The sequence below is a fragment of the Micromonospora sp. DT31 genome, assembly GCF_049841795.1.
GTDB lineage: Bacteria > Actinomycetota > Actinomycetes > Mycobacteriales > Micromonosporaceae > Micromonospora.
The window spans coordinates 38,346-56,940 of the sequence record NZ_JBNCKZ010000019.1 but is presented as its reverse complement, the minus strand read 5'-3'; the positions used below and the strand labels follow the sequence as shown (position 1 = coordinate 56,940).

Below are 18,595 nucleotides of genomic sequence, written 5' to 3'. Positions count from 1 at the left end.
GTTATTGCCGCCGGTCCCCCCCGGCCGTGGGGGGGGGCCGGGGTGGGCCGGGGGAGGGCGGGGCCCCCCCCCGCGGCAGGGGCCCCCGGCGGGTTCAGCCGCGGGGCGCCACGGTCAGTCGTACGGAATGCGTCAGCGACGGCTACCGCCGCTGCCGATCTCCTCCCGCTCCTCGCGGCCCTCGACCGGCGGGTGCCCCGGCGAGACCGGCGCCTCGACCGGCTTCTCGATCGGGTAGAAGAAGCCCCGGATCGCCGGGCCGAGAGCCCCGAGCCGGTTCATCTTCTTCGGCACGACCCAGCCGACGTAGTCGAGCGCCGGCGGGTGGCCGTCGTGTCCCTCGGCCGAGGTGAGCGGCTGGTGGATCTCGACGAACCGGCCGTCGGGCAGCCGCTTGATGATGCCGGTCTCCACGCCGTGGGCCAGCACCTCCCGGTCGTGCTGCTGCAGACCCAGGCAGATCCGGTACGTGAGGTAGTACGCGATCGGCGGGAGGATCAGCAGGCCGATCCGGCCACCCCAGGTCATCGCGTTCAGGCTGATCTGGAACTTGTCGGCGATGACGTCGTTGGCGCCGGAGAGCGTCAGCACGATGTAGAAGGCCAGCGCCATGGCGCCCACCGCGGTGCGCGCCGGCACGTCCCGGGGCCGCTGGAGCAGGTTGTGGTGCTTGTGGTCCTTGAGGCGACGCGCCTCCAGGAACGGGTACATCGTCGACAGGCCCACCAGGATGCCCGGGAGCACGACCGTCGGCCAGAACAGCGGTGGGATGACGTACCCGTCGCCGATCGGGATGCTGATCTCCCAACCCGGCATGAGTCGGGTCGAGCCGTCGAGGAACATGACGTACCAGTCGGGCTGGCTGGCCGCGGAGACCACCCACGCCTCGTACGGGCCGAACAGCCAGATCGGGTTGATCTGGAACAGACCGCCCATCAGCGCGATGACGCCGAAGACGACCATGAAGAAGCCGCCCTGCTTGAGCGCGTAGCGCGGGAACATCCGCTCGCCGACCACGTTGTCGTTGGTCCGGCCGGGGCCGGGCCACTGGGTGTGCTTCTGCTTGAACACCAGGCCCAGGTGCACGCTGATCAGCGCCACCAGCAGGCCCGGGACGAGCAGCACGTGGGCGATGAAGAAGCGGCTGATGATGATGGTGCCGGGGAACTCCCCGCCGAAGATCGACGAACTGACCCACGAGCCGATCACCGGGATCGACAGGATGATCGCGGAGGCGATCCGCAGGCCGGTGCCGGACAGGCCGTCGTCCGGCAGCGAGTAGCCGGTGAAGCCGGCGAGGAAGCCGACCCAGAACAGCAGCGAACCGATGATCCAGTTGGTTTCCCGCGGCTTGCGGAACGCGCCGGTGAAGAAGACCCGCAGCATGTGCACGACGATCGCGGCCATGAACAGCAGCGCCGACCAGTGGTGCATCTGCCGCATGATCAGACCACCGCGGACATCGAACGAGATGTCCAGGCTGGAGGCGTAGGCGGCCGACATCGGGGTGCCCCGCAGCGGGGCGTAGCTGCCGTTGTAGATGACCTCGGTCATCGCCGGCTCGAAGAAGAACGTCAGGAAGACGCCGGTCAGCAGCAGGACGATGAACGAGAAGAGCGCGATCTCACCGAGCAGGAACGACCAGTGGTCGGGGAAGACCTTGTTCAGCAGCTTGCGCAGGGGCGTGGCCACCTGGAAGCGGTCGTCCACCGCCCGCGCGCTCTTGGCCGGCAGCGCGGCCGCATCAAACTTTCGGCGCTTCATGGCCGCTCCCAGAAGTCGGGACCGATGGTCTCGGTGTAGTCGGACTTCGCCACGAAGAAGCCTTCCCCGTCCACCTCGATCGGCAGCTGCGGCAGCGGCCGGTTCGCCGGGCCGAAGATCGGCTTGGCGTTGTCGGTGATGAGGAACTGGGACTGGTGGCAGGGGCAGAGCAGACGGTTGGTCTGCTGCTCGTAGAGGCTCGCCGGGCAGCCGGCGTGCGTGCAGATCTTGGAGTATGCGACGAAGTTGCCCCACATGTAGTCGCCGTGCCCCTTACGGGCGTTCGCCTCCCGCGACTTCTCCGCGTCGTCCTCGCGCAGGTGGATCAGCAGGGTGGGCGAGTCGGCGTGCAGGTTGCTGACGCCGCCGTCGATGCCGGGGAACACGGTGAGCTGGCCGCCGACGCTGACGTCCGCCGGGCGGATGGGTCGGCCGTCCTCGCGGATCAGCCGGATCTTCTCGCCGCCCTCGCCCGGCTGGAAGCCGGTGGTGAACATCTGGTTGTTCTTGTGCGGCTGCTCGATCAGACCGCCGATCAGCGGCGCCGCGGCCACCGCGCCGACCGGCGCGAGACCGGCCAGCAGCGAGATGCCCAGCAGCGGACGACGCTTCACACCCAGCTCGTCGGCCAGGTAGAGCATGGTCTGACCGGTGACCTTGCGGTCTTCCGGGTTGTCGACCTGGTCGTGCCGGCCCTGGACCGAGACCTCCTTGGGCAGCAGCTTCTTGCCCCAGGTCAGGATGCCGAAGCCGATGCCCAGCAGCGCCAGGCCCAGGGTCAGGCCGAGCAGTGGGGTGTAGAGCTTGTCGCCGCCGCGACCCGGCTCCCACTGCCACGGCCACCAGATGAAGATCACCAGGAAGGCGGTGGCGGCGGCGCCGGTCAGCAGGAACATCAGCGCGACGGTACGGGTCAGCCGGCGCTCGGCCTTGCTGCCCGGGACCACCTGTGGCTCGTAGTGAACGATCTCGATGTCGTCGCGCCGGGCGCCTTCCTGGACGACGTCGAACCGGGAGAGCCCGGGATCGTTCACGTCGACCGGCTCCCGGCCCGGCTGGGCCTGGTGCTCGGTGTGGGTGCTCATGCCGTCACCTCGCTACGGGTGGCGTCGGGTGCCGACGTCACAGCGCTCGAACCATTGATCCGCCCGGTCACGACTTGCCCGCAATCCACAGGCTCGCGAAGACCAGTGCCACGATGCCGACCAGGAAGATCGCCAGACCCTCGGTCGACGGGCCGTACCGGCCCAGGTTGAAGCCGCCCGGGTCACCGTCGTGCTTCAGCGTCTCCTGGATGTAGGCGATGATGTCCGCCTTCTCCTGCGGGGTGATCTGGTTGTCGCCGAACACCGGCATGTTCTGCGGGCCGCTCAGCATGGCGGCGTAGATCTGCCGGTCGCTGGCCGGGGCCAGGCTCGGGGCGTACTTGCCGGAGGACAGCGCGCCGCCGCCACCGCCGAAGGCGTGGCACTGGGAGCAGTTGATCCGGAACAGCTCGCCGCCGGTGGACAGGTTGGCGCCCTCACGAAGGTCGCCGTTGGGCACCTCCGGGCCACCGCCGAGCTCCTGGACGTACTGCGCGAGCTGGCGCACCTGCTCGTCGGTGAACTGCGGCGGCTTGCGCATGGCCTGGGCCTCCTGCCGGGCCATCGGCATGCGACCGCTGCTGACCTGGAACTCCACCGAGGCCCCGCCGACACCGATCAGGCTGGGGCCCCGGCCCTCGACGCCCTGGGCGTTGCGACCGTGGCAGGTCACACAGCTCACGTCGAACAGCGCCTTGCCCTCGTTGCCGGCGGCCGTCAACGGCGGGTTGTCCTGCGCCTGCACCCCGGGGGCGAAGACGGTGTAGGCACCGCCGGCCAGCATCAGCGCGGCGAACAGCCGGACCGCGGCACCCAGCCGGCGGCGGCCCCTGCTGCGCGCTGCGGGCCGCCCGCGCAGCCGCGCGAGCAGACCGCGTCGGCGGTCGTTGTCAGAAGTCATGACCTGTGTCCTTAACCGGTTGGACCTTGTCTCAGGGGACGGAGCAGCGGCGCGGTTCGTGACGCGCCAAGATCACTGGAGCCAGTAGATCATGCCGTAGAGCCCGATCCACACGACGTCGACGAAGTGCCAGTAGTAGGACACGACGATCGCCGAGGTCGCCTGGGCCGGGGTGAACCGGCCCATGGTGGTGCGGATCATGAAGATGATGAAGGCGATCAGACCGCCCGTCACGTGCAGACCGTGGAAGCCGGTCGTGAGGTAGAACACCGACCCGTAACCGTCTTCGTTGATCTTCACACCCTCGTGCACCAGGGTCCGGTACTCGTTCAGCTGACCGAGCACGAAGATCAGACCCATGATGAAGGTGATCGTGAACCACCGACGCAGGGCGTGGACGTCGCCACGCTCGGCCGCGAACACGCCGATCTGACAGGTGATCGAGGAGAGCACCAGGATCACCGTGAACGTGGTCGCGTACGGGATGTTCAGCACCTCGGTGTGCTTCTCCCACTGCTCCGGCGCGGCGGCGCGGATGGAGAAGTACATCGCGAACAGCGCCGCGAAGAACATGAGTTCGCTGGAGAGCCACACGATCGTCCCGACGCTGACCATGTTGGGTCGGGTCAGGGAGTGGATCCGGCTCTTGTCAATGGCTGGGGCCGCAGTCACGCGGTCATTATTGCCCCTGACCGGGACCGACGATCAGCGGGGTGGCAAACCTGGCCCTTCCGTGGCCCGATCGTGGTGGTCCGCTTCGTCTGACCTACCCTGAAAAGCGTGCTGCACGTCGATCAGATCCGCGCCGTCGCCTCGGTCGTTCCGGCGACTCTGGCCGCGGGGGGCGAGGGCGCCCCACCGCCGTTCACCGTCGCTCGGGTGTTCACCGAGACCCGGCTGGACAGCTGGCTCATGCTGGGCATCGTGCTGGCCGCCGGCCTCTACCTCTACGGGGTGCACCGGCTGCGGCTGCGCGGCGACCGCTGGCCGGTCATCCGCACCGTGGCGTTCCTCGGCCCCGGCCTCGGCGGCATCGCGGCGGTCACGGTCAGCGGCCTCGGCGCGTACGACACCGCGCTGATCTCGGTGCACATGGTGCAGCACATGGTGTTGTCGATGATCGCGCCGATCTTCCTGGCGCTCGGCGCCCCGGTGACGCTGGCGCTGCGCACGCTGCCGGTACGCCCGCGCAAGCGGCTGCTCGCGATCGTGCACAGCCGGGTGATCCGGATCTACAGCTTCCCCCTGGTGGCGTTCGCCATCTTCGTGGTGAACCCGTTCGCGCTCTACTTCACCGACCTCTACGAGGTCACCCTGCGCAACGAACTGGCGCACGAGCTGGTGCACGCGCACTTCATCGCCACCGGCTGCGTGTTCTTCTGGCCGCTGCTCGGCCTGGACCCGCTGCCCGGCCGCTGGCCGTACCCGGCGCGGGCGCTGCTCATGCTGCTCTCGGTGCCGTTCCACACCGTGCTCGGGCTCACCATCATGCAGAGCACCACCCTGCTCGGCGGCGACTGGTACCAGTCGCTGAACCTGTCCTGGTCCGACCCCTGGAACGACCAGGTGGTCGCCGGTGGCATCCTCTGGGCCGGCGGCGAGTTCGTCAGCATCACCATGCTGGCCGTGCTGGTCGTCCAGTGGGTCAAGCAGTCCGAGCGGGAGGCCCGCCGGCTGGACCGTGAGCTGGACCGGCAGGAGGCCCGCCAGCGGGCCGCGGAGGCGAGCGTCTGAAGCTTTGCCCGGGGTACGTCCCGGGCACGCCCGGACAGGTGACCGGGCCGGATGTGACGCCCGCTACGATCAGCGGGCAGCTACGAAGGGGAGCCACGTCACGATGAGCGATCGTCTTTGCACCGTCCTGCTCTACAGCGACGACCCGAAGATCCGGGACCGGATGCGGCTCGCCGTCGGCACCCGACCGGCCCCCGGCATCGAGATCGAGTTCGTCGAGGCCGACGACTACGCCGGCTGCATCCGGCTGGTCGACGACTACGAGATCGACCTGCTCCTGCTCGACGGCGAGGCGAGCCCCGGCGGCGGCATCGGCATCGCCCGCCAGGTCAAGGACGACCGGGACGACTCGCCGCCGACCTGCGTGGTGCTGGCCCGGGCGGCCGACCGCTGGCTGGCCGCGTACGCCGAGGTCGACGCCACGCTCACCCACCCGCTGGACCCGGTGGTCGCCGGCAGCACCGTGGCCGAGCTGCTGCGCAACACCCGCGCCGCGGCCTGACCCCCGCGCACACCCGCGCCGCGGCGACGCGGCCGTGGCGCACCCCCCCCAACCGCTTTCCTCACGCCGCTCGGGAGGCCCGCCGTGGGCGAACGGACCTGGCCGCTTCTGCTCAACGCGCTGCTGCGCGGCGAGGAACTCCCCACCGCCGACACCGCCTGGGCGATGGGCGAGATCATGGCCGGCTCGGCCAGCCCGGCGCAGATCGCCGGCTTCGCCGTGGCGCTGCGCAGCAAGGGCGAGACGCCCGCCGAACTGGGCGGGCTGGTGGAGACCATGCTGACCCGCGCGGTGCCGGTGCGGCTGCCCGAGGACGTCCGGGCCACCGCGCTGGACGTGGTCGGCACCGGCGGCGACCTCGCCCACACCGTGAACATCTCCACCATGGCGGCACTGGTGGTCGCCGGGGCCGGGGTGCGCGTGGTCAAGCACGGCAACCGGGCCGCCTCCTCCTCCTGCGGCACGGCGGACGTGCTGGAGCAGCTCGGCGTGCCGCTCGACCTGGGGCCCGAACAGGTGGCCCGGTGCGTGACCGAGGCCGGCATCGGTTTCTGCTTCGCCGCCCGGTTCCACCCGGGTATGCGCCACACCGGGCCGGTCCGGCGGGAGATCGGCGTACCCACCGCCTTCAACTTCCTCGGCCCGCTGACCAACCCGGCGCGGCCCCGCGCGGGCGCGGTGGGCTGCTTCGACAGGCGGATGGCGCCGGTGATGGCCGCCGTGTTCGCGGGCCGGGGCGACTCGGTGATCGTGGTACGCGGCGAGGACGGCCTGGACGAGGTCAGCACCGGCGCACCCACCCGGGTGTGGGTGGCGCAGCAGGGCACCGTCAGGGAGGCGCTGCTGGACGCCGCGGACCTGGGGGTCCCCCGGGCCACCCTGGCCGACCTGCGCGGCGGAGACGCCGTCCACAACGCCGACGTGGTGCGCCGGCTGCTCGCCGGCGAGACCGGCCCGGTGCGGGACGCGGTGCTCGTCAACGCCGCGGTGGCGCTGGCCACCCAGGGCCCGCTGGACGGGGACCTGCACGAGGCGGTGCGGGCCAACCTGGACCGGGCGGCCGAGTCGGTCGACTCCGGTTCCGCCGCCGCCGCTCTGGAGCGCTGGCTGGAGGTGGCGCGCTCCGCCTGACGCGGAGTCCCACCCGGCTTGTTGTCGTACCCGCGTGCCAAACTACACGGGAGTTATTTTCCGTTTTCGGTCTTTGGTCCGGCCGCCCGGCGCTTCCCGCCGCGGCCGGCACCGGAGCGAGAGGAGACACCCGTGTCGAACCGCGAGCTGCACTGCGACACGTGCGAGGGCGTCGTGCTGTTCGAGGCGCCGCCCTGCGGCGACGGGCACGACGCCGACTGCCCCGAGCTGGTCTGCACCGGCTGCGGCACGGCCGTGGTGATCGCCACGTTCGCCTTCCACCCGACGCGCCTGTCCGGCCGCCGCACCCCCCGCACGTCCCACCCCCGGGCGGCCTGACCCCCACTCGACGGCCCGCGGAACCGACCCGAACGCGTTGCTCGCCAAGGCGAGGGCGGACGGGAAGCAGTCAGGCCCGCGCCCCTGGGGGGGCGCGGGCCTGACTGCGAGAAGGGGTCGGGTCAGTGCTCGGCGGTGCGGCGGGTGCCCGAGTAGTACTCGAACAGCAGCCCGCAGGCGGCCAGGATCACCGCCACCAGGCCCAGGCCGAGCAGCCAGAACTGCCAGAACACCAGTCCCAGGCCGGCGAGGGCCGCGGCCATCGCCAGACCGAACGGCCAGTAGCTGCCGGGGCTGAAGAACCCGACCTCACCGGCGCCGTCGGCGATCTCGCCGTCCGGCCGGTCCTCCGGGCGCAGGTCGATACGCCGGGAGACGAACCAGAAGAAGCCGCCGCACATGGCGCAGAGCAGGAACGACAGCAGCAGCGCCACGGTGCCGATCCACTCGACGTGACCGTCGCTGTCGGCGTACGTCCACGCGCCGTAGAGGATGGTCGCGCCGAGGAGGAACGTGGCGATGGTCAGGAAGATCTTCCACTCGGTCTTCATGCCGAACCCCTCAGCTTCCCGCGTCGGACGGGTTGAAGTTGGCGCCGTCCCGCCGGGTGTCGAACGGCTTCGTCTCGGTGGCGTACTCGGGCTCACCGATCTCGCCGAGCGCCTCCTGGGTCGACTTGCCGGCCTTCTTCGCCGCCAGGAACTGCTCGTACTTCTCCGGCGAGACCACCCGCATCTCGAAGTTCATGAAGGCGTGGTAGCTGCCGCACAGCTCGGCGCAGCGGCCGACGAACGCGCCCTCCTGGTCGATGCTGGAGACCTCGAAGCTGTTGCGCACGTTGCCGGGCATGACGTCCCGCTTGAACAGCAGCTCCGGCACCCAGAACGAGTGGATGACGTCGCGGCTGTGCTCCTCGAAGCGGACCGAGCGGCCGCTGGGCAGCACCAGCACCGGGATGACCTCGCTGGTGCCCAGCACCGAGGCGACGGTGTTGGCCTCGGGCCCCTGGCCGTCGCGGTAGTTGAACTGCCAGTTCCACTTGAACGCCACGACCTCGACGGTGACGTCCGGGTTCTTCGACTGCTTGTTCACGTCGGTCTGCACGACCGCCGTGTAGTAGAAGAGCACGGAGACCACGAGGATCGGCGCGATGGTGTAGAGGAACTCCATCGGCAGGTTGTAACGGGTCTGCACCGGCAGCTCGTTGCCGCGCTTGCGGTAGCGGACCACGCACCAGAAGATCAGGCCCCAGACGAACACGCCGACGGCGAGCGCCGCGATGCAGGACGCGATCCACAGGTCGTACATCTGGTTCGCCTCGGGGGTGATGCCCCCCTGCGGCCAGCCGAACCCGCCGAACGCCTTGCCAACGTCACAACCGGTGAGCAGAACCAGCAGCGCCGCCCCGCCGAGACCGAGCCCGGCGACTCGACCAGCACCACGCCGCCGGCGTCCACCGACCCCTGGGGAAGCGCTGTGCCGTACGGCCGACGGCCGTACCTCCGAACTCCTTGCGACCACCTGGTCCTGCCTCCCTAGCGCGCCGCGGCGGTTGTTCTCCCTGAACCGACGGCAAAGGCGTCACCGACGGTCGCAGATTACTCGACCATGGCGGACCTGGCCGTGGTGGGGTCGTCCTGCACCCCTATCGGGGGGATCTTGGACGTAACCGGACGATAACGTGGGGCGTCATGAGCGTCTCCCCGGTCTACCTGGACGCGGCCACCGCCGCTCCGCTGCATCCGGTCGCGCGGCAGGCGATGCTGGCCGCCCTGGACGACGGCTGGGCCGACCCGGCCCGGCTCTACGCGTCGGCCCGCCGGGCCCGCCAACTCCTCGACGCCGCCCGGGAGGCCGCCGCGCAGACGCTCGGCGTCCGCGCCGACGAACTGTCCTTCACCCCCAGCGGTACGGCGGCAGCGCACGCCGCGGTGCTTGGTGGCCTGGCCGGGCGGCGGCGGGCCGGGGCGGCACTTGTGCACTCGGCGATCGAGCACTCGGCGGTGCTGCACGCCGCGCAGCGGCACACCGCGGGCGGCGGCGCGGCGGTGTCCGTACCTGTGGACCGGCTGGGCCGGCTGGACCTGGACGCCTGGGCGGCGGCGGTGGCCGGGCCCGGCGTGGCCCTGGCCGCGCTGATCGGGGCCAGTCACGAGGTGGGCACCGCGCAGCCGGTGCCGGCGGCGGCGGAACTGTGCGCCGAGGCGGGCGTGCCGCTGTACGTGGACGCGGCGCAACTGGCCGGCCGGGTGCCGCTGCCGTCGGGCTGGTCGGTGCTGAGCGCCAGCGCGCACAAGTGGGGCGGGCCGCCCGGCGTGGGGCTGCTGGTGGTGCGCAAGGGCACCCGGTGGGAGTCGCCGTACCCGCCCGACGAACGGGAGTCGGGGCGTACCCCGGGGGTGGTGAACCTGCCGGCGGTGGTCGCGGCGGCGGCGAGCCTGCGCGCGGCGGCGGCCGACGCGGCGGTCGAGGCGGCCCGGCTGGGGCCGCTGGTGGACCGCATCCGGGCCCGGGTGGCGGCGGAGGTGCCGGATGTGGAGGTGGTCGGCGACCCGGTGGACCGGCTGCCCCACCTGGTGACGTTCTCCTGCCTGTACGTGGACGGGGAGGCGCTGCTGCACGCGCTGGACCGGCGCGGGTTCGCGGTGTCCTCCGGCTCGTCCTGCACCTCGTCGACGGTGCGCCCGTCGCACGTGCTGGAGGCGATGGGGGTGCTGTCGCACGGCAACGTGCGGGTGTCGCTGCACCGGGAGACCACCGCGGCGGACGTGGACCGGTTCCTGGCCGAGCTGCCGGGAATCGTCGCCGATCTGCGGGCGCAGGCGGGGGTGACGGGCCTGTGAGCGAACCGGACGAGGTGCTGGACTGTCGCGGGCAGCGCTGCCCGCTACCGGTGATCAATCTCGCCCGGCTGGTGCCCGGCCTGCCGGCCGGCACGGTGGTGCGGGTGCTCGCCGACGACCCGGCGGCGGCGGTGGACATCCCGGCGTGGTGCCGGATGCGCGGCCACGAGTTCCTCACCGCGCACCCGGGCCCCGCCTACGACGTCCGGGTGCAAGGAAGGGCCCCTTCCTAACGCCTGCGGTAGAGGAAGGGCCCCTTCTTAACAGCGGCGCTCAGCGCAGGTAGGCGAGGATGCCGGGGAGGGGATCGGTGGCCACGGCGGTGTCGACCACCAGGCGCGGGCCGATCAGTGGCTCGTACTCCGCGCGGCGGCGCAGCGTCTGCTCCCAGGTGCCGTGCTCCTCGGGCGGCCGGGCCTCGACCCGACGCCGGTGTTCCGCCTCGTCGCCGCAGTGCACCTCGATCACCCGCAGCGGCACCCCGGCCCGTTCGGCCACGTCGTGCCAGAGGCCGCGGGCGCCGGCGACCGGGTTGACCGCGTCGACCACCACGCTCAACCCGAGACCGAGCTGCACCTCGGCCAGCCCGGCGACCGCGCCGTACGCGGCCATGCCCGGCACGTCACCGGTGAGGCCGTAGCGGTGCAGCGCCCGCTCGACCGGGTCGACCGGCAGGACGGGTGCGTGCAGGGCGATGCCGACCCGGGTGGCCAGGGTGGTCTTGCCCACGCCGGGCAGACCGGCGAAGGCGACCAGCACCGGTGAGCCGGAGCCGGGGCGGACCGCCTCCGGGTCCACCCGACCGGCCGGCCCGCTCACAGCAGGTGCGGCCGGACGTCCTCAGCGGCCGCGTCACCGTACGACTCGGCGAGTCGCTTCACGAACAGGTCCCGGCGGACCGTGTACTCCTGGCCGCCGAAGTTCTCCAGCACCAGCGTGGCCAGCAGGCAGCCCACCTGCGCGGCGCGCTCCAGGCCGACACCCCAGTCGAGGGCGGCGAAGAAACCGGCCCGGAAGCCGTCGCCGACACCTGTCGGGTCGGCCGCCTGGATCTCCCGCGCGATCGGCACCCGGATGACGCCGGTGTCCCGGCCGGCGATCTCCACCCCCTGCTTGCCCAGCGTGGTGACCCGCACCTTCACCCGGTCCAGCAGTTGCTCGTCGCTCAGGCCGGCTTTGCTCTGCAGCAGCGACTTCTCGTACTCGTTGGTCATCAGGTACTCGGCGCCCTCGATCAGGCCGAGCACGTCCTCGCCGTCCATCCGGGCGAGCTGCTGGGACGGGTCGGCGACGAAGGCGTACCCCCGGTCCCGGCACTCGGCGGAGTGGCGGGTCATCGCGGCCGGGTCGTTGGCGCTGACCAGGACCAGGTCCAGCCCGCCGAGACGCTGCGCCACCGGGTGCAGCTCGATGTTGCGAGCCTCGCTCATCGCACCGGCGTAGAAAGAGGCGATCTGGCACATGTCGGTGTCGGTGGTGCAGACGAAGCGCGCGGTGTGCGCGACCTCGCTGACGTGCACCGAGTCGCAGTCGACGCCGTGGCGTTCCAGCCAGGAGCGGTAGTCGGCGAAGTCCGCGCCGACCGCGCCGAGCAGCACCGGGCGCAGCCCGAGCTGGGCCATGCCGAAGGCGATGTTGGCAGCGGTGCCGCCGCGCCGCAGCACCAGCTCGTCGACGAGGAAGGAAAGCGAGACCTTGTCGAGCTGGTCGGCGATGAGCTGGTCGGCGAACCGGCCGGGGAAGCTCATCAGGTGGTCGGTCGCGATCGAGCCGGTCACGGCGATCTTCATGTCAACCCTCGTGGTCGGAAGCACGGCGCGGTCAGCCTACCGGTCCCGCTGGGCGGACAGGCCGCTCGGACCACCGGGCGACCGGGGGCGCCGCCGCACGGGTACGACGAACCGGCGGGCCTCCCCTTCCGGGGTGGCCCGCCGGTTGCGGTCGGCCCGCAGACTCAGCTGAACGAGTCGCCGCAGGCGCAGGAGCTGCCGGCGTTCGGGTTGTCGATGGTGAAGCCCTGGGCGTCGATCCGGTCGGCGAAGTCGATGGTGGCGCCGGTCAGGTAGGGGGCGCTCATCCGGTCGACGACGACCTCGACACCGTCGTAGTCGGTCACGACGTCGCCGTCGAGCGAGCGCTCGTCGAAGAACAACTGGTACCGCAGGCCGGAGCAGCCGCCCGGCTGCACGGCGACCCGGAGCCGCAGGTCGTCGCGGCCCTCCTGCTCGATCAGGGCCTTGACCTTCTGCGCCGCGACGTCGGTGAGGACGACGGTGCTGGGGGCCTCCTTGGCCTCGGTCGACTCGGTCTGCGCTGGCGTGGTCACGTGGAAGTCTCCCTGCGCGGTATGAGGTCCGGACGTCCTGGCCAACGCCGCACGTCCGCCAGTGATTCCCGGTGTGGTCCGTCCTCCGATCGTACGCCGCTGCCGGCGTGGTCACCCGGCGGCGTGAACAGCCGGGGGTTCAGCGGCTCCACTGGCCGGCGAGGCGGGCGCCGAGCGCCCGCAGTCCCTGCGCCGGACGGGTCATCGCCGCGTCCACTCCCCCGCGCTGCTCGCCGCCGAAGTGTTCGACCAGGCTGTGCGTCTCGGTCACGCCCGCGGCGGCGGCCTCCCGCCGCCCGGTGCTCACCCGTCCCGCCAGCACCACGCAGGGCACCCCGCGGTCGCGGGCGGCGCCGGCCACCCCGGCCACCACCTTGCCGCGCAGCGACTGGTGGTCGAACGAACCCTCCCCGGTGACCACCAGGTCGGCGGCGTCCAGCGCGGCGTCCAGCCGCACCGCGCGGGTGACCAGTCCGATACCGGACTCGCACCGGCCGCCCAGCGCCAGCACGGCCGCGCCGAGGCCACCGGCCGCGCCACCGCCGGGCAGTACGCCCAGCCCGGGCGGGCAGCCGGGCAGCCCTTCGGTCAGCACCTCGGCCCAGCGTTGCAGCGCGGCGTCGAGCAGCAGCACGTCGGCCCGGGTGGCGCCCTTCTGCGGGCCGAACACGCTGCTCGCGCCGTGCAGCCCGAGCAGCGGGTTGTCCACGTCGGTGGCGGCGACAAGCGTCGCGCCGCGCAGTCGTGGCACGCCGTCGAGCGCGGCCACCGCGGCCAGGGCCGCCCCGCCGTACGGCAGTGCCCGGCCGCCGCCGTCCAGCGGGGTGACGCCGAGGGGGACGAGCATCCCGGCGCCCCCGTCGTTGGTGGCGGAGCCGCCCAGCCCCACCACCACGGTCCGCGCGCCCGCCTCGACCGCGGCGGCGATCAGCAGCCCCAGCCCGTACGAGGTGGTGGCCTTCGGGTCCCGCTCGGCGGCGGACAGCAGGTGCAGCCCGCACGCCTGGGCGCTCTCCAGGTAGGCCACCCCGTCGTCGGTGAGCAGGATCTCACCGGCGGCGGGGCGGCCCAGCGGATCGACCGTGGGCACCGGCAGCAGGCGCCCGCCGAGCGCCTCGGCGAGCACGGGGACGAACCCGGGACCGCCGTCGGCCAGCGGCCGGACCAGCAGTTCGTCACCGGGTGCGACCTCGCGCCAACCCTCGGCCACCGCGGCGGCCACCTCGAGGGCGGACAGCGTGCCGGCGAACTTGTCGGGGCAGAGCAGCACGCGCATGGGAAGCAGTGTGGCAGGCCACATCGGCGATCGATGCGCGGCGGGCGCGCTGTGGGACCATGGGAGCGTGACGTCGACCTGGGTTGAGCCCTCCAACACCGCCACTGCGCTGCTGCTTCTCGGCCGCGGCAGCGACCCCGCCACCGAGCGTGGCGTGGAGTGTCCGGGTGATCTCCCGGCGCCCAGCGATCCCGACCTGGTGGCTCGCGCCGCCGCGGCGAAGGCCGCGCTCGGCACCCGGGTGTTCGTGCTGGGGCACCACTACCAGCGCGACGAGGTGATCCAGTTCGCCGACGTGACGGGTGACTCGTTCAAGCTGGCCCGGGAGGCGGCGGCCCGCCCGGACGCGGAGTACATCGTCTTCTGCGGCGTGCACTTCATGGCGGAGAGCGCCGACATCCTCACCTCGGACGCGCAGAAGGTGATCCTGCCGGATCTGGCCGCCGGCTGTTCGATGGCGGACATGGCGGTGCTGTCGCAGGTCGAGGCGGCCTGGGACGCGCTGACCGACCTGGGAGTGGCCGCCGAGACGGTCCCGGTGACGTACATGAACTCCTCGGCCGACATCAAGGGTTTCGTCGGCCGGCACGGCGGTGTGGTCTGCACCTCGTCGAACGCCAGGCGGGCGCTGGACTGGGCGTTCGAGCAGGGCCGCCGGGTGCTGTTCCTGCCCGACCAGCACCTGGGCCGCAATACGGCGGTGCTGGAGATGGGCTTCTCGCTGGACGACTGCGTGCTCTACGACCCGCACAAGCCCCATGGCGGGCTCACCGCGGAGCAGGTACGCGACGCGAAGATGATCCTGTGGCGGGGGCACTGCTCGGTGCACGGCCGCTTCACGCTGGACAGCGTGCACGACGTGCGGTCGCGGGTGCCGGGGGTGAACGTGCTGGTGCACCCGGAGTGCCGGCACGAGGTGGTCACCGCCGCCGACCTGGTGGGCTCGACCGAGTTCATCATCAAGGCCATCGAGGCGGCCCCGGCCGGGTCGGCGTGGGCGGTGGGCACCGAGCTGAACCTGGTCCGCCGGCTGGCGCTGGCCCACCCGGACAAGCAGATCATGTTCCTGGACCGGGCGGTCTGCTACTGCTCCACGATGAACCGGATCGATCTGCCGCACCTGGTGTGGGCGTTGGAGGAACTCGTCGCCGGCCGGGTGGTGAACCGGATCACCGTCGACCCGGACACCGCCCGACACGCCCGGACGGCGCTGGACCAGATGCTCGCGCTTCCCGGGACCTGATCACCATCGGTGACCGTCCTGGCACGGAAACGCACCGGTAGCCCCGGTTCGTTCCCTGATTGGTGATGTGACCGATTCCATTTTCGTCACCGAGGGCTATGCTGCCGGGGCGACGACACACGCGGCCCGTTTTCCCGTGACCGCGTACCGGGTAGCGATGAACTTCGTGGGCCCCCTCTCTTACCCGGCAACACCCAACGCGCTGGAGGTTGCGTTGACCGATGACGTCCTGGTCGTACACGGAGGCACTCCGCTGGAAGGGCGGATCCGCGTGCGCGGCGCGAAGAACCTGGTCTCCAAGGCGATGGTCGCCGCGCTGCTCGGTGACACACCCAGCCGGCTGTTCGACGTGCCGCGGATCCGCGACGTCGAGGTGGTCCGCGGGCTGCTGGGCCTGCACGGGGTCAAGGTCAGCGACGGCGACGAAGAGGGCGAGCTGGTCTTCGACCCCTCGAACGTCGAGAGCGCCAGCACCGACCAGATCAACGTGCACGCCGGGTCCAGCCGGATCCCGATCCTGTTCTGCGGTCCGCTGCTGCACCGCCTCGGCCACGCCTTCATCCCCGACCTGGGCGGCTGCCACATCGGCCCGCGCCCGATCGACTTCCACCTCCAGGCGCTGCGCGAGTTCGGCGCCACCATCGAGAAGACCCCGGAAGGGCTGCACCTGTCCGCGCCCAACGGGCTGCACGGCACGAAGTTCTCGCTGCCGTACCCGAGCGTGGGCGCCACCGAGCAGGTGCTGCTCACCGCGGTGATGGCCGAGGGCGTCACCGAGCTGCGCAACGCGGCCGTCGAGCCGGAGATCGTCGACCTCATCTGCGTGCTGCAGAAGATGGGCGCGATCATCAAGGTGCACACCGACCGGGTGATCGAGATCCAGGGCGTCAAGAAGCTGCACGGCTACATGCACCGGCCGATCCCGGACCGGATCGAGGCGGCGAGCTGGGCGGCGGCCGCGCTGGCCACCCGCGGCCACGTCGAGGTGCTGGGCGCCCAGCAGGCCGACATGATGACGTTCCTGAACATCTTCCGCTCCGTCGGCGGCGAGTACGAGGTCACCGACCTGCGTCCGCCGCGCGGCGGCGGCCCGGGCCAGGAGGGCGGCATCCGGTTCTGGCACCCGGGCGGCGAGCTGAACGCGGTGGCGTTGGAGACCGACGTGCACCCCGGCTTCATGACCGACTGGCAGCAGCCGCTGGTGGTCGCGCTCACCCAGGCCCGGGGCCTGTCGATCGTCCACGAGACGGTCTACGAGCAGCGACTCGGCTACACCGAGGCGCTGAACACGATGGGCGCCAACATCCAGGTCTACCGGGACTGCCTGGGCGGCACCCCGTGCCGCTTCGGCCGGCGCAACTTCAAGCACTCCGCGGTGATCGCCGGCCCGAGCAAGCTGCACGCGGCCGACCTGGTCATCCCGGACCTGCGGGCCGGGTTCAGCCACCTCATCGCGGCGCTGGCCGCCGAGGGCACCTCCCGGGTCTACGGGGTGGACCTGATCAACCGGGGCTACGAGGACTTCGAGGCCAAGCTGGCCGACCTCGGCGCGCACGTCGAGCGCCCCTGAGCACCGCCTCCCCGGCGTCCGGCGCACCGCGATGTGCACCGGACGCCGGGGCTTGGCTACCCTTGCCGACGTGCCGTCGCTGTTTCGCCGCAAGTCCGCCGACCTCGTCGAGGAGTCCGTCACCACGGTGACGACCGACGAGGAGTCCGCCGCCGCCCGCCCCCGGGGCTACACGCCCAGCAAGAAGGAACTCGGGCAGGTCACGCCGAAACGTCCGGTCGCCGGTCGCCGGCCGACCGCGCCGGCCCGACCGCTGACCAAGCAGGAGGCCCGCGAGCAGCGCCGCGCCGCGCGCGCCGAGGCCGCCGCCGAGTTCCGCCGCGAGGGCGGCCCGCGGGACCGGGGACCGGAACGGCTGCTGGCCCGCAACGTGGTCGACTCCCGGCGTACGGTCGGCACCTGGTTCTTCGGCGGCGCGCTGATCGTGCTCGTCGGTTCCAACCAGGCCATGCCGCCGATCGTGCGACTGGTGTCCAACCTGCTCTGGGGGGCGCTGGCGCTCGGCGTGCTGATCGACTCGGTGCTGATCGCCCGGAAGATCAAGAGGCTGGTCCGGGAGCGCTTCCCGAAGAGCACCGTCAAGCTCGGCTCGCTCTACTTCTACGCGATCATGCGGTCGATCACGTTCCGCCGGATGCGCGCGCCGGCCCCCCGGGTCAACATCGGCGACCAGGTCTGACCGGGGCGACCCGGAGCCGGCCTCTCCCCGCCCTGGCGGGGAGAGGCCGATGTCGTCGTCAGGCCACGCCGAGCAGGCGCAGCAGCGCGGTGGTTCCCGCCGCCGCGACCACGATCAGGACGAAGGGCGCCCGGCGCCAGGCGAGCAGCAGGCCGACCAGCACGCCGGCCGGCCGGGCGAGGCCGGCGAAGCCGCCGGCCTCGGTGAGCGCCGCGGTGGCGGCGAGCGCGGCCAGCAACGCGGCGGCGCCGACCGGCAGCAGCCGGCGGGCCCACTCGGGCAGGTCCAGCCGGTCCCGCAGCAGCACCCCGGCGACGCGGAACCCGTAGGTGCCGGCGGCCAGGGCGAGGATCACGGCGATCAGCACGGCACGTCCCCGGCCCGCGCACCCCGCCCGGCCCTGTCGCCGTGCGGTCCGCCGCCGGTCCCGGCCGGCCCGGCACCGTCAGAACCCGGCGCGGGATCGGGGCCGGTCGGAGTGGTGGGCGGGCGGTGGCGGCGCAGCAGGAGCGGTACCAGCGCGGCGAGCGCGAGCAGCACCGGCAGCCCGGCCGGCAGCAGCGGGGTCGCCAGCACGGCCAGGCCGGCACCGGTGAGTGCCACCCGGCGGGTCTCCCGGTCGCGCAGGCTGGGCAGCAGCAGGGCGGCCAGCCCGGCCGGGAAGGCGGCGTCGAGCCCCAGGGCGGCCGGGTCGCCGACCGCGCCACCGGCGAGCACGCCGAGCGCGGTGCCGGCGTTCCAGGCCAGGAAGAGCAGCACCCCGGCCAGCCAGAACGCCCGATGCCGCCCCGGTCCGGCCGGGCGGGCCAGCGCGAACGCGGTCGTCTCGTCGGTCATCAGGTGGCTGCCGAGCAGCCGCTGACCGCGCCGGGAGCCCAGGGCACCCCCGAGGGCCAGGCCGAAGGGCAGGTGCCGGGCGTTGAGCAGCAGGCCGGCGAGGACCGCCGCGAGCGGGCTGCCGGCGGCGACGAGGCCCACGGCCATGAACTGGGCGCCGCCGGCGTAGACGAGCGCCGACATGGCCAGGGTGGCCCAGGCGGGCAGGCCGGCGGCCACCGCCACGGCCCCGAACGACGCCCCCACGGCGAGCATCGCCGCCCCGATGGCGGCGATGTCGCGGAGCAACCGGGCGTCGCCCGTTCGGTACGCCGTACGCATGGTCCATTATCCTGAACGCACACGCGCTGGTTCGTCAAACCGAA

At 72.1% G+C, this 18,595-nt stretch carries 21 protein-coding genes; 9 read left to right on the top strand and 12 right to left on the bottom strand.

Going from position 1 to position 18,595, the window contains the following annotated elements; translation table 11 throughout:
* Positions 1-132: 132 nt before the first annotated feature.
* The 4 genes from ACLQ2X_RS24140 to ACLQ2X_RS24125 all read right to left on the bottom strand — a co-directional run bounded on the left by ACLQ2X_RS24140 (position 133) and on the right by ACLQ2X_RS24125 (position 4,422).
* Positions 133-1,764, bottom strand: a complete 1,632-nt coding sequence (locus ACLQ2X_RS24140; protein WP_425683380.1) for a cytochrome b N-terminal domain-containing protein — start codon at positions 1,762-1,764, stop codon at positions 133-135.
* Positions 1,761-2,849, bottom strand: coding sequence for a ubiquinol-cytochrome c reductase iron-sulfur subunit (locus ACLQ2X_RS24135; protein WP_425683379.1), 1,089 nt, complete (start codon positions 2,847-2,849; stop codon positions 1,761-1,763). The genes ACLQ2X_RS24140 and ACLQ2X_RS24135 overlap by 4 nt, the downstream gene beginning before the upstream one ends.
* Before the next feature lie 67 nt (positions 2,850-2,916).
* Positions 2,917-3,750: a cytochrome c gene (locus tag ACLQ2X_RS24130; protein ID WP_425683378.1), complete on the bottom strand. Its 834-nt coding sequence runs from the start codon at positions 3,748-3,750 to the stop codon at positions 2,917-2,919.
* A 72-nt stretch (positions 3,751-3,822) separates the two neighbouring features.
* On the bottom strand, positions 3,823-4,422 hold the full coding sequence (locus ACLQ2X_RS24125) for a cytochrome c oxidase subunit 3 (RefSeq protein WP_425683377.1): 600 nt from the start codon (positions 4,420-4,422) through the stop codon (positions 3,823-3,825).
* Between the two features lie 108 nt (positions 4,423-4,530).
* On the opposite strand from ACLQ2X_RS24125, the gene ACLQ2X_RS24120 reads away from it, so the two are divergent.
* The 4 genes from ACLQ2X_RS24120 to ACLQ2X_RS24105 all read left to right on the top strand — a co-directional run bounded on the left by ACLQ2X_RS24120 (position 4,531) and on the right by ACLQ2X_RS24105 (position 7,456).
* Complete coding sequence (locus tag ACLQ2X_RS24120; RefSeq protein WP_425683376.1) at positions 4,531-5,484, top strand: cytochrome c oxidase assembly protein; 954 nt, start codon at positions 4,531-4,533, stop codon at positions 5,482-5,484.
* Between the two features lie 103 nt (positions 5,485-5,587).
* The gene (locus ACLQ2X_RS24115; RefSeq protein ID WP_425683375.1) at positions 5,588-5,986 is read left to right on the top strand and encodes a hypothetical protein; all 399 of its coding nucleotides are present in this window, start codon (positions 5,588-5,590) and stop codon (positions 5,984-5,986) included.
* An 84-nt stretch (positions 5,987-6,070) separates the two neighbouring features.
* Positions 6,071-7,117 (top strand): anthranilate phosphoribosyltransferase, encoded by a 1,047-nt coding sequence (gene trpD, locus ACLQ2X_RS24110; protein WP_425683374.1) that lies wholly within the window; start codon positions 6,071-6,073, stop codon positions 7,115-7,117.
* Between the two features lie 132 nt (positions 7,118-7,249).
* Entirely contained in the window at positions 7,250-7,456 is a 207-nt protein-coding gene (locus tag ACLQ2X_RS24105; protein ID WP_425683373.1) for a hypothetical protein, read from the top strand.
* Between the two features lie 122 nt (positions 7,457-7,578).
* Here the strand turns inward: ACLQ2X_RS24105 and ACLQ2X_RS24100 are convergent, their stop codons facing one another.
* Positions 7,579-8,007 carry a cytochrome c oxidase subunit 4 gene (locus ACLQ2X_RS24100; protein WP_425683372.1) on the bottom strand — a complete coding sequence of 143 codons (429 nt, stop codon included), beginning with the start codon at positions 8,005-8,007 and terminating at the stop codon, positions 7,579-7,581.
* A gap of 10 nt (positions 8,008-8,017) precedes the next feature.
* Positions 8,018-8,977 (bottom strand): cytochrome c oxidase subunit II, encoded by a 960-nt coding sequence (gene coxB / locus ACLQ2X_RS24095; protein ID WP_425683371.1) that lies wholly within the window; start codon positions 8,975-8,977, stop codon positions 8,018-8,020.
* Positions 8,978-9,147: 170 nt separating this feature from the next.
* Here coxB and ACLQ2X_RS24090 point away from each other — a divergent pair, with 170 nt between their 5' ends.
* Together ACLQ2X_RS24090 and ACLQ2X_RS24085 are read left to right on the top strand one after the other, a co-directional pair.
* Positions 9,148-10,299, top strand: a complete 1,152-nt coding sequence (locus ACLQ2X_RS24090; RefSeq protein ID WP_425683370.1) for a cysteine desulfurase family protein — start codon at positions 9,148-9,150, stop codon at positions 10,297-10,299.
* On the top strand, positions 10,296-10,532 hold the full coding sequence (locus tag ACLQ2X_RS24085) for a sulfurtransferase TusA family protein (protein WP_425683369.1): 237 nt from the start codon (positions 10,296-10,298) through the stop codon (positions 10,530-10,532). The genes ACLQ2X_RS24090 and ACLQ2X_RS24085 overlap by 4 nt, the downstream gene beginning before the upstream one ends.
* A gap of 40 nt (positions 10,533-10,572) precedes the next feature.
* Here ACLQ2X_RS24085 and ACLQ2X_RS24080 read toward each other — a convergent pair whose 3' ends face one another.
* The 4 genes from ACLQ2X_RS24080 to ACLQ2X_RS24065 form a co-directional block, all read right to left on the bottom strand.
* Positions 10,573-11,118 (bottom strand): AAA family ATPase, encoded by a 546-nt coding sequence (locus ACLQ2X_RS24080; protein ID WP_425683368.1) that lies wholly within the window; start codon positions 11,116-11,118, stop codon positions 10,573-10,575.
* Positions 11,115-12,089: a carbohydrate kinase family protein gene (locus ACLQ2X_RS24075; protein WP_425683367.1), complete on the bottom strand. Its 975-nt coding sequence runs from the start codon at positions 12,087-12,089 to the stop codon at positions 11,115-11,117. Before ACLQ2X_RS24075 ends, ACLQ2X_RS24080 begins: the two co-directional genes overlap by 4 nt.
* A 164-nt stretch (positions 12,090-12,253) precedes the next feature.
* Entirely contained in the window at positions 12,254-12,625 is a 372-nt protein-coding gene (gene erpA / locus ACLQ2X_RS24070) for an iron-sulfur cluster insertion protein ErpA (protein WP_425683366.1), read from the bottom strand.
* 139 nt (positions 12,626-12,764) lie between these two features.
* The gene (locus ACLQ2X_RS24065; RefSeq protein ID WP_425683365.1) at positions 12,765-13,925 is read right to left on the bottom strand and encodes a glycerate kinase; all 1,161 of its coding nucleotides are present in this window, start codon (positions 13,923-13,925) and stop codon (positions 12,765-12,767) included.
* 43 nt (positions 13,926-13,968) lie between these two features.
* Between ACLQ2X_RS24065 and nadA the strand changes: the two genes are divergently transcribed.
* From nadA to ACLQ2X_RS24050, 3 genes are all read left to right on the top strand, one after another.
* Positions 13,969-15,144, top strand: coding sequence for a quinolinate synthase NadA (gene nadA / locus ACLQ2X_RS24060; protein WP_425683364.1), 1,176 nt, complete (start codon positions 13,969-13,971; stop codon positions 15,142-15,144).
* A gap of 157 nt (positions 15,145-15,301) precedes the next feature.
* Positions 15,302-16,714: a UDP-N-acetylglucosamine 1-carboxyvinyltransferase gene (murA, locus tag ACLQ2X_RS24055; protein WP_425683363.1), complete on the top strand. Its 1,413-nt coding sequence runs from the start codon at positions 15,302-15,304 to the stop codon at positions 16,712-16,714.
* Between the two features lie 70 nt (positions 16,715-16,784).
* A complete protein-coding gene (locus tag ACLQ2X_RS24050; protein ID WP_425683362.1) occupies positions 16,785-17,393 on the top strand; it encodes a DUF3043 domain-containing protein in 609 nt (202 codons plus the stop codon).
* A gap of 58 nt (positions 17,394-17,451) precedes the next feature.
* Here ACLQ2X_RS24050 and ACLQ2X_RS24045 read toward each other — a convergent pair whose 3' ends face one another.
* Entirely contained in the window at positions 17,452-17,760 is a 309-nt protein-coding gene (locus ACLQ2X_RS24045) for an AzlD domain-containing protein (protein ID WP_425683361.1), read from the bottom strand.
* Entirely contained in the window at positions 17,754-18,551 is a 798-nt protein-coding gene (locus tag ACLQ2X_RS24040) for an AzlC family ABC transporter permease (protein ID WP_425683360.1), read from the bottom strand. Before ACLQ2X_RS24040 ends, ACLQ2X_RS24045 begins: the two co-directional genes overlap by 7 nt.
* Positions 18,552-18,595 lie beyond the last annotated feature (44 nt).

What these genes read in the sequence shown, in the direction of transcription:
- ACLQ2X_RS24130 (WP_425683378.1), bottom strand. Translation starts at nt 3,750, where the DNA reads ATGACTTCTGACAACGACCGCCGACGCGGTCTGCTCGCGCGGCTGCGC.
- ACLQ2X_RS24040 (WP_425683360.1), bottom strand. Translation starts at nt 18,551, where the DNA reads ATGCGTACGGCGTACCGAACGGGCGACGCCCGGTTGCTCCGCGACATC.
- ACLQ2X_RS24140 (WP_425683380.1), bottom strand. Translation starts at nt 1,764, where the DNA reads ATGAAGCGCCGAAAGTTTGATGCGGCCGCGCTGCCGGCCAAGAGCGCG.
- ACLQ2X_RS24090 (WP_425683370.1), top strand. Translation starts at nt 9,148, where the DNA reads ATGAGCGTCTCCCCGGTCTACCTGGACGCGGCCACCGCCGCTCCGCTG.
- ACLQ2X_RS24135 (WP_425683379.1), bottom strand. Translation starts at nt 2,849, where the DNA reads ATGAGCACCCACACCGAGCACCAGGCCCAGCCGGGCCGGGAGCCGGTC.
- ACLQ2X_RS24075 (WP_425683367.1), bottom strand. Translation starts at nt 12,089, where the DNA reads ATGAAGATCGCCGTGACCGGCTCGATCGCGACCGACCACCTGATGAGC.
- murA (WP_425683363.1), top strand. Translation starts at nt 15,302, where the DNA reads ATGAACTTCGTGGGCCCCCTCTCTTACCCGGCAACACCCAACGCGCTG.
- ACLQ2X_RS24065 (WP_425683365.1), bottom strand. Translation starts at nt 13,925, where the DNA reads ATGTGGCCTGCCACACTGCTTCCCATGCGCGTGCTGCTCTGCCCCGAC.
- ACLQ2X_RS24100 (WP_425683372.1), bottom strand. Translation starts at nt 8,007, where the DNA reads ATGAAGACCGAGTGGAAGATCTTCCTGACCATCGCCACGTTCCTCCTC.
- ACLQ2X_RS24115 (WP_425683375.1), top strand. Translation starts at nt 5,588, where the DNA reads ATGAGCGATCGTCTTTGCACCGTCCTGCTCTACAGCGACGACCCGAAG.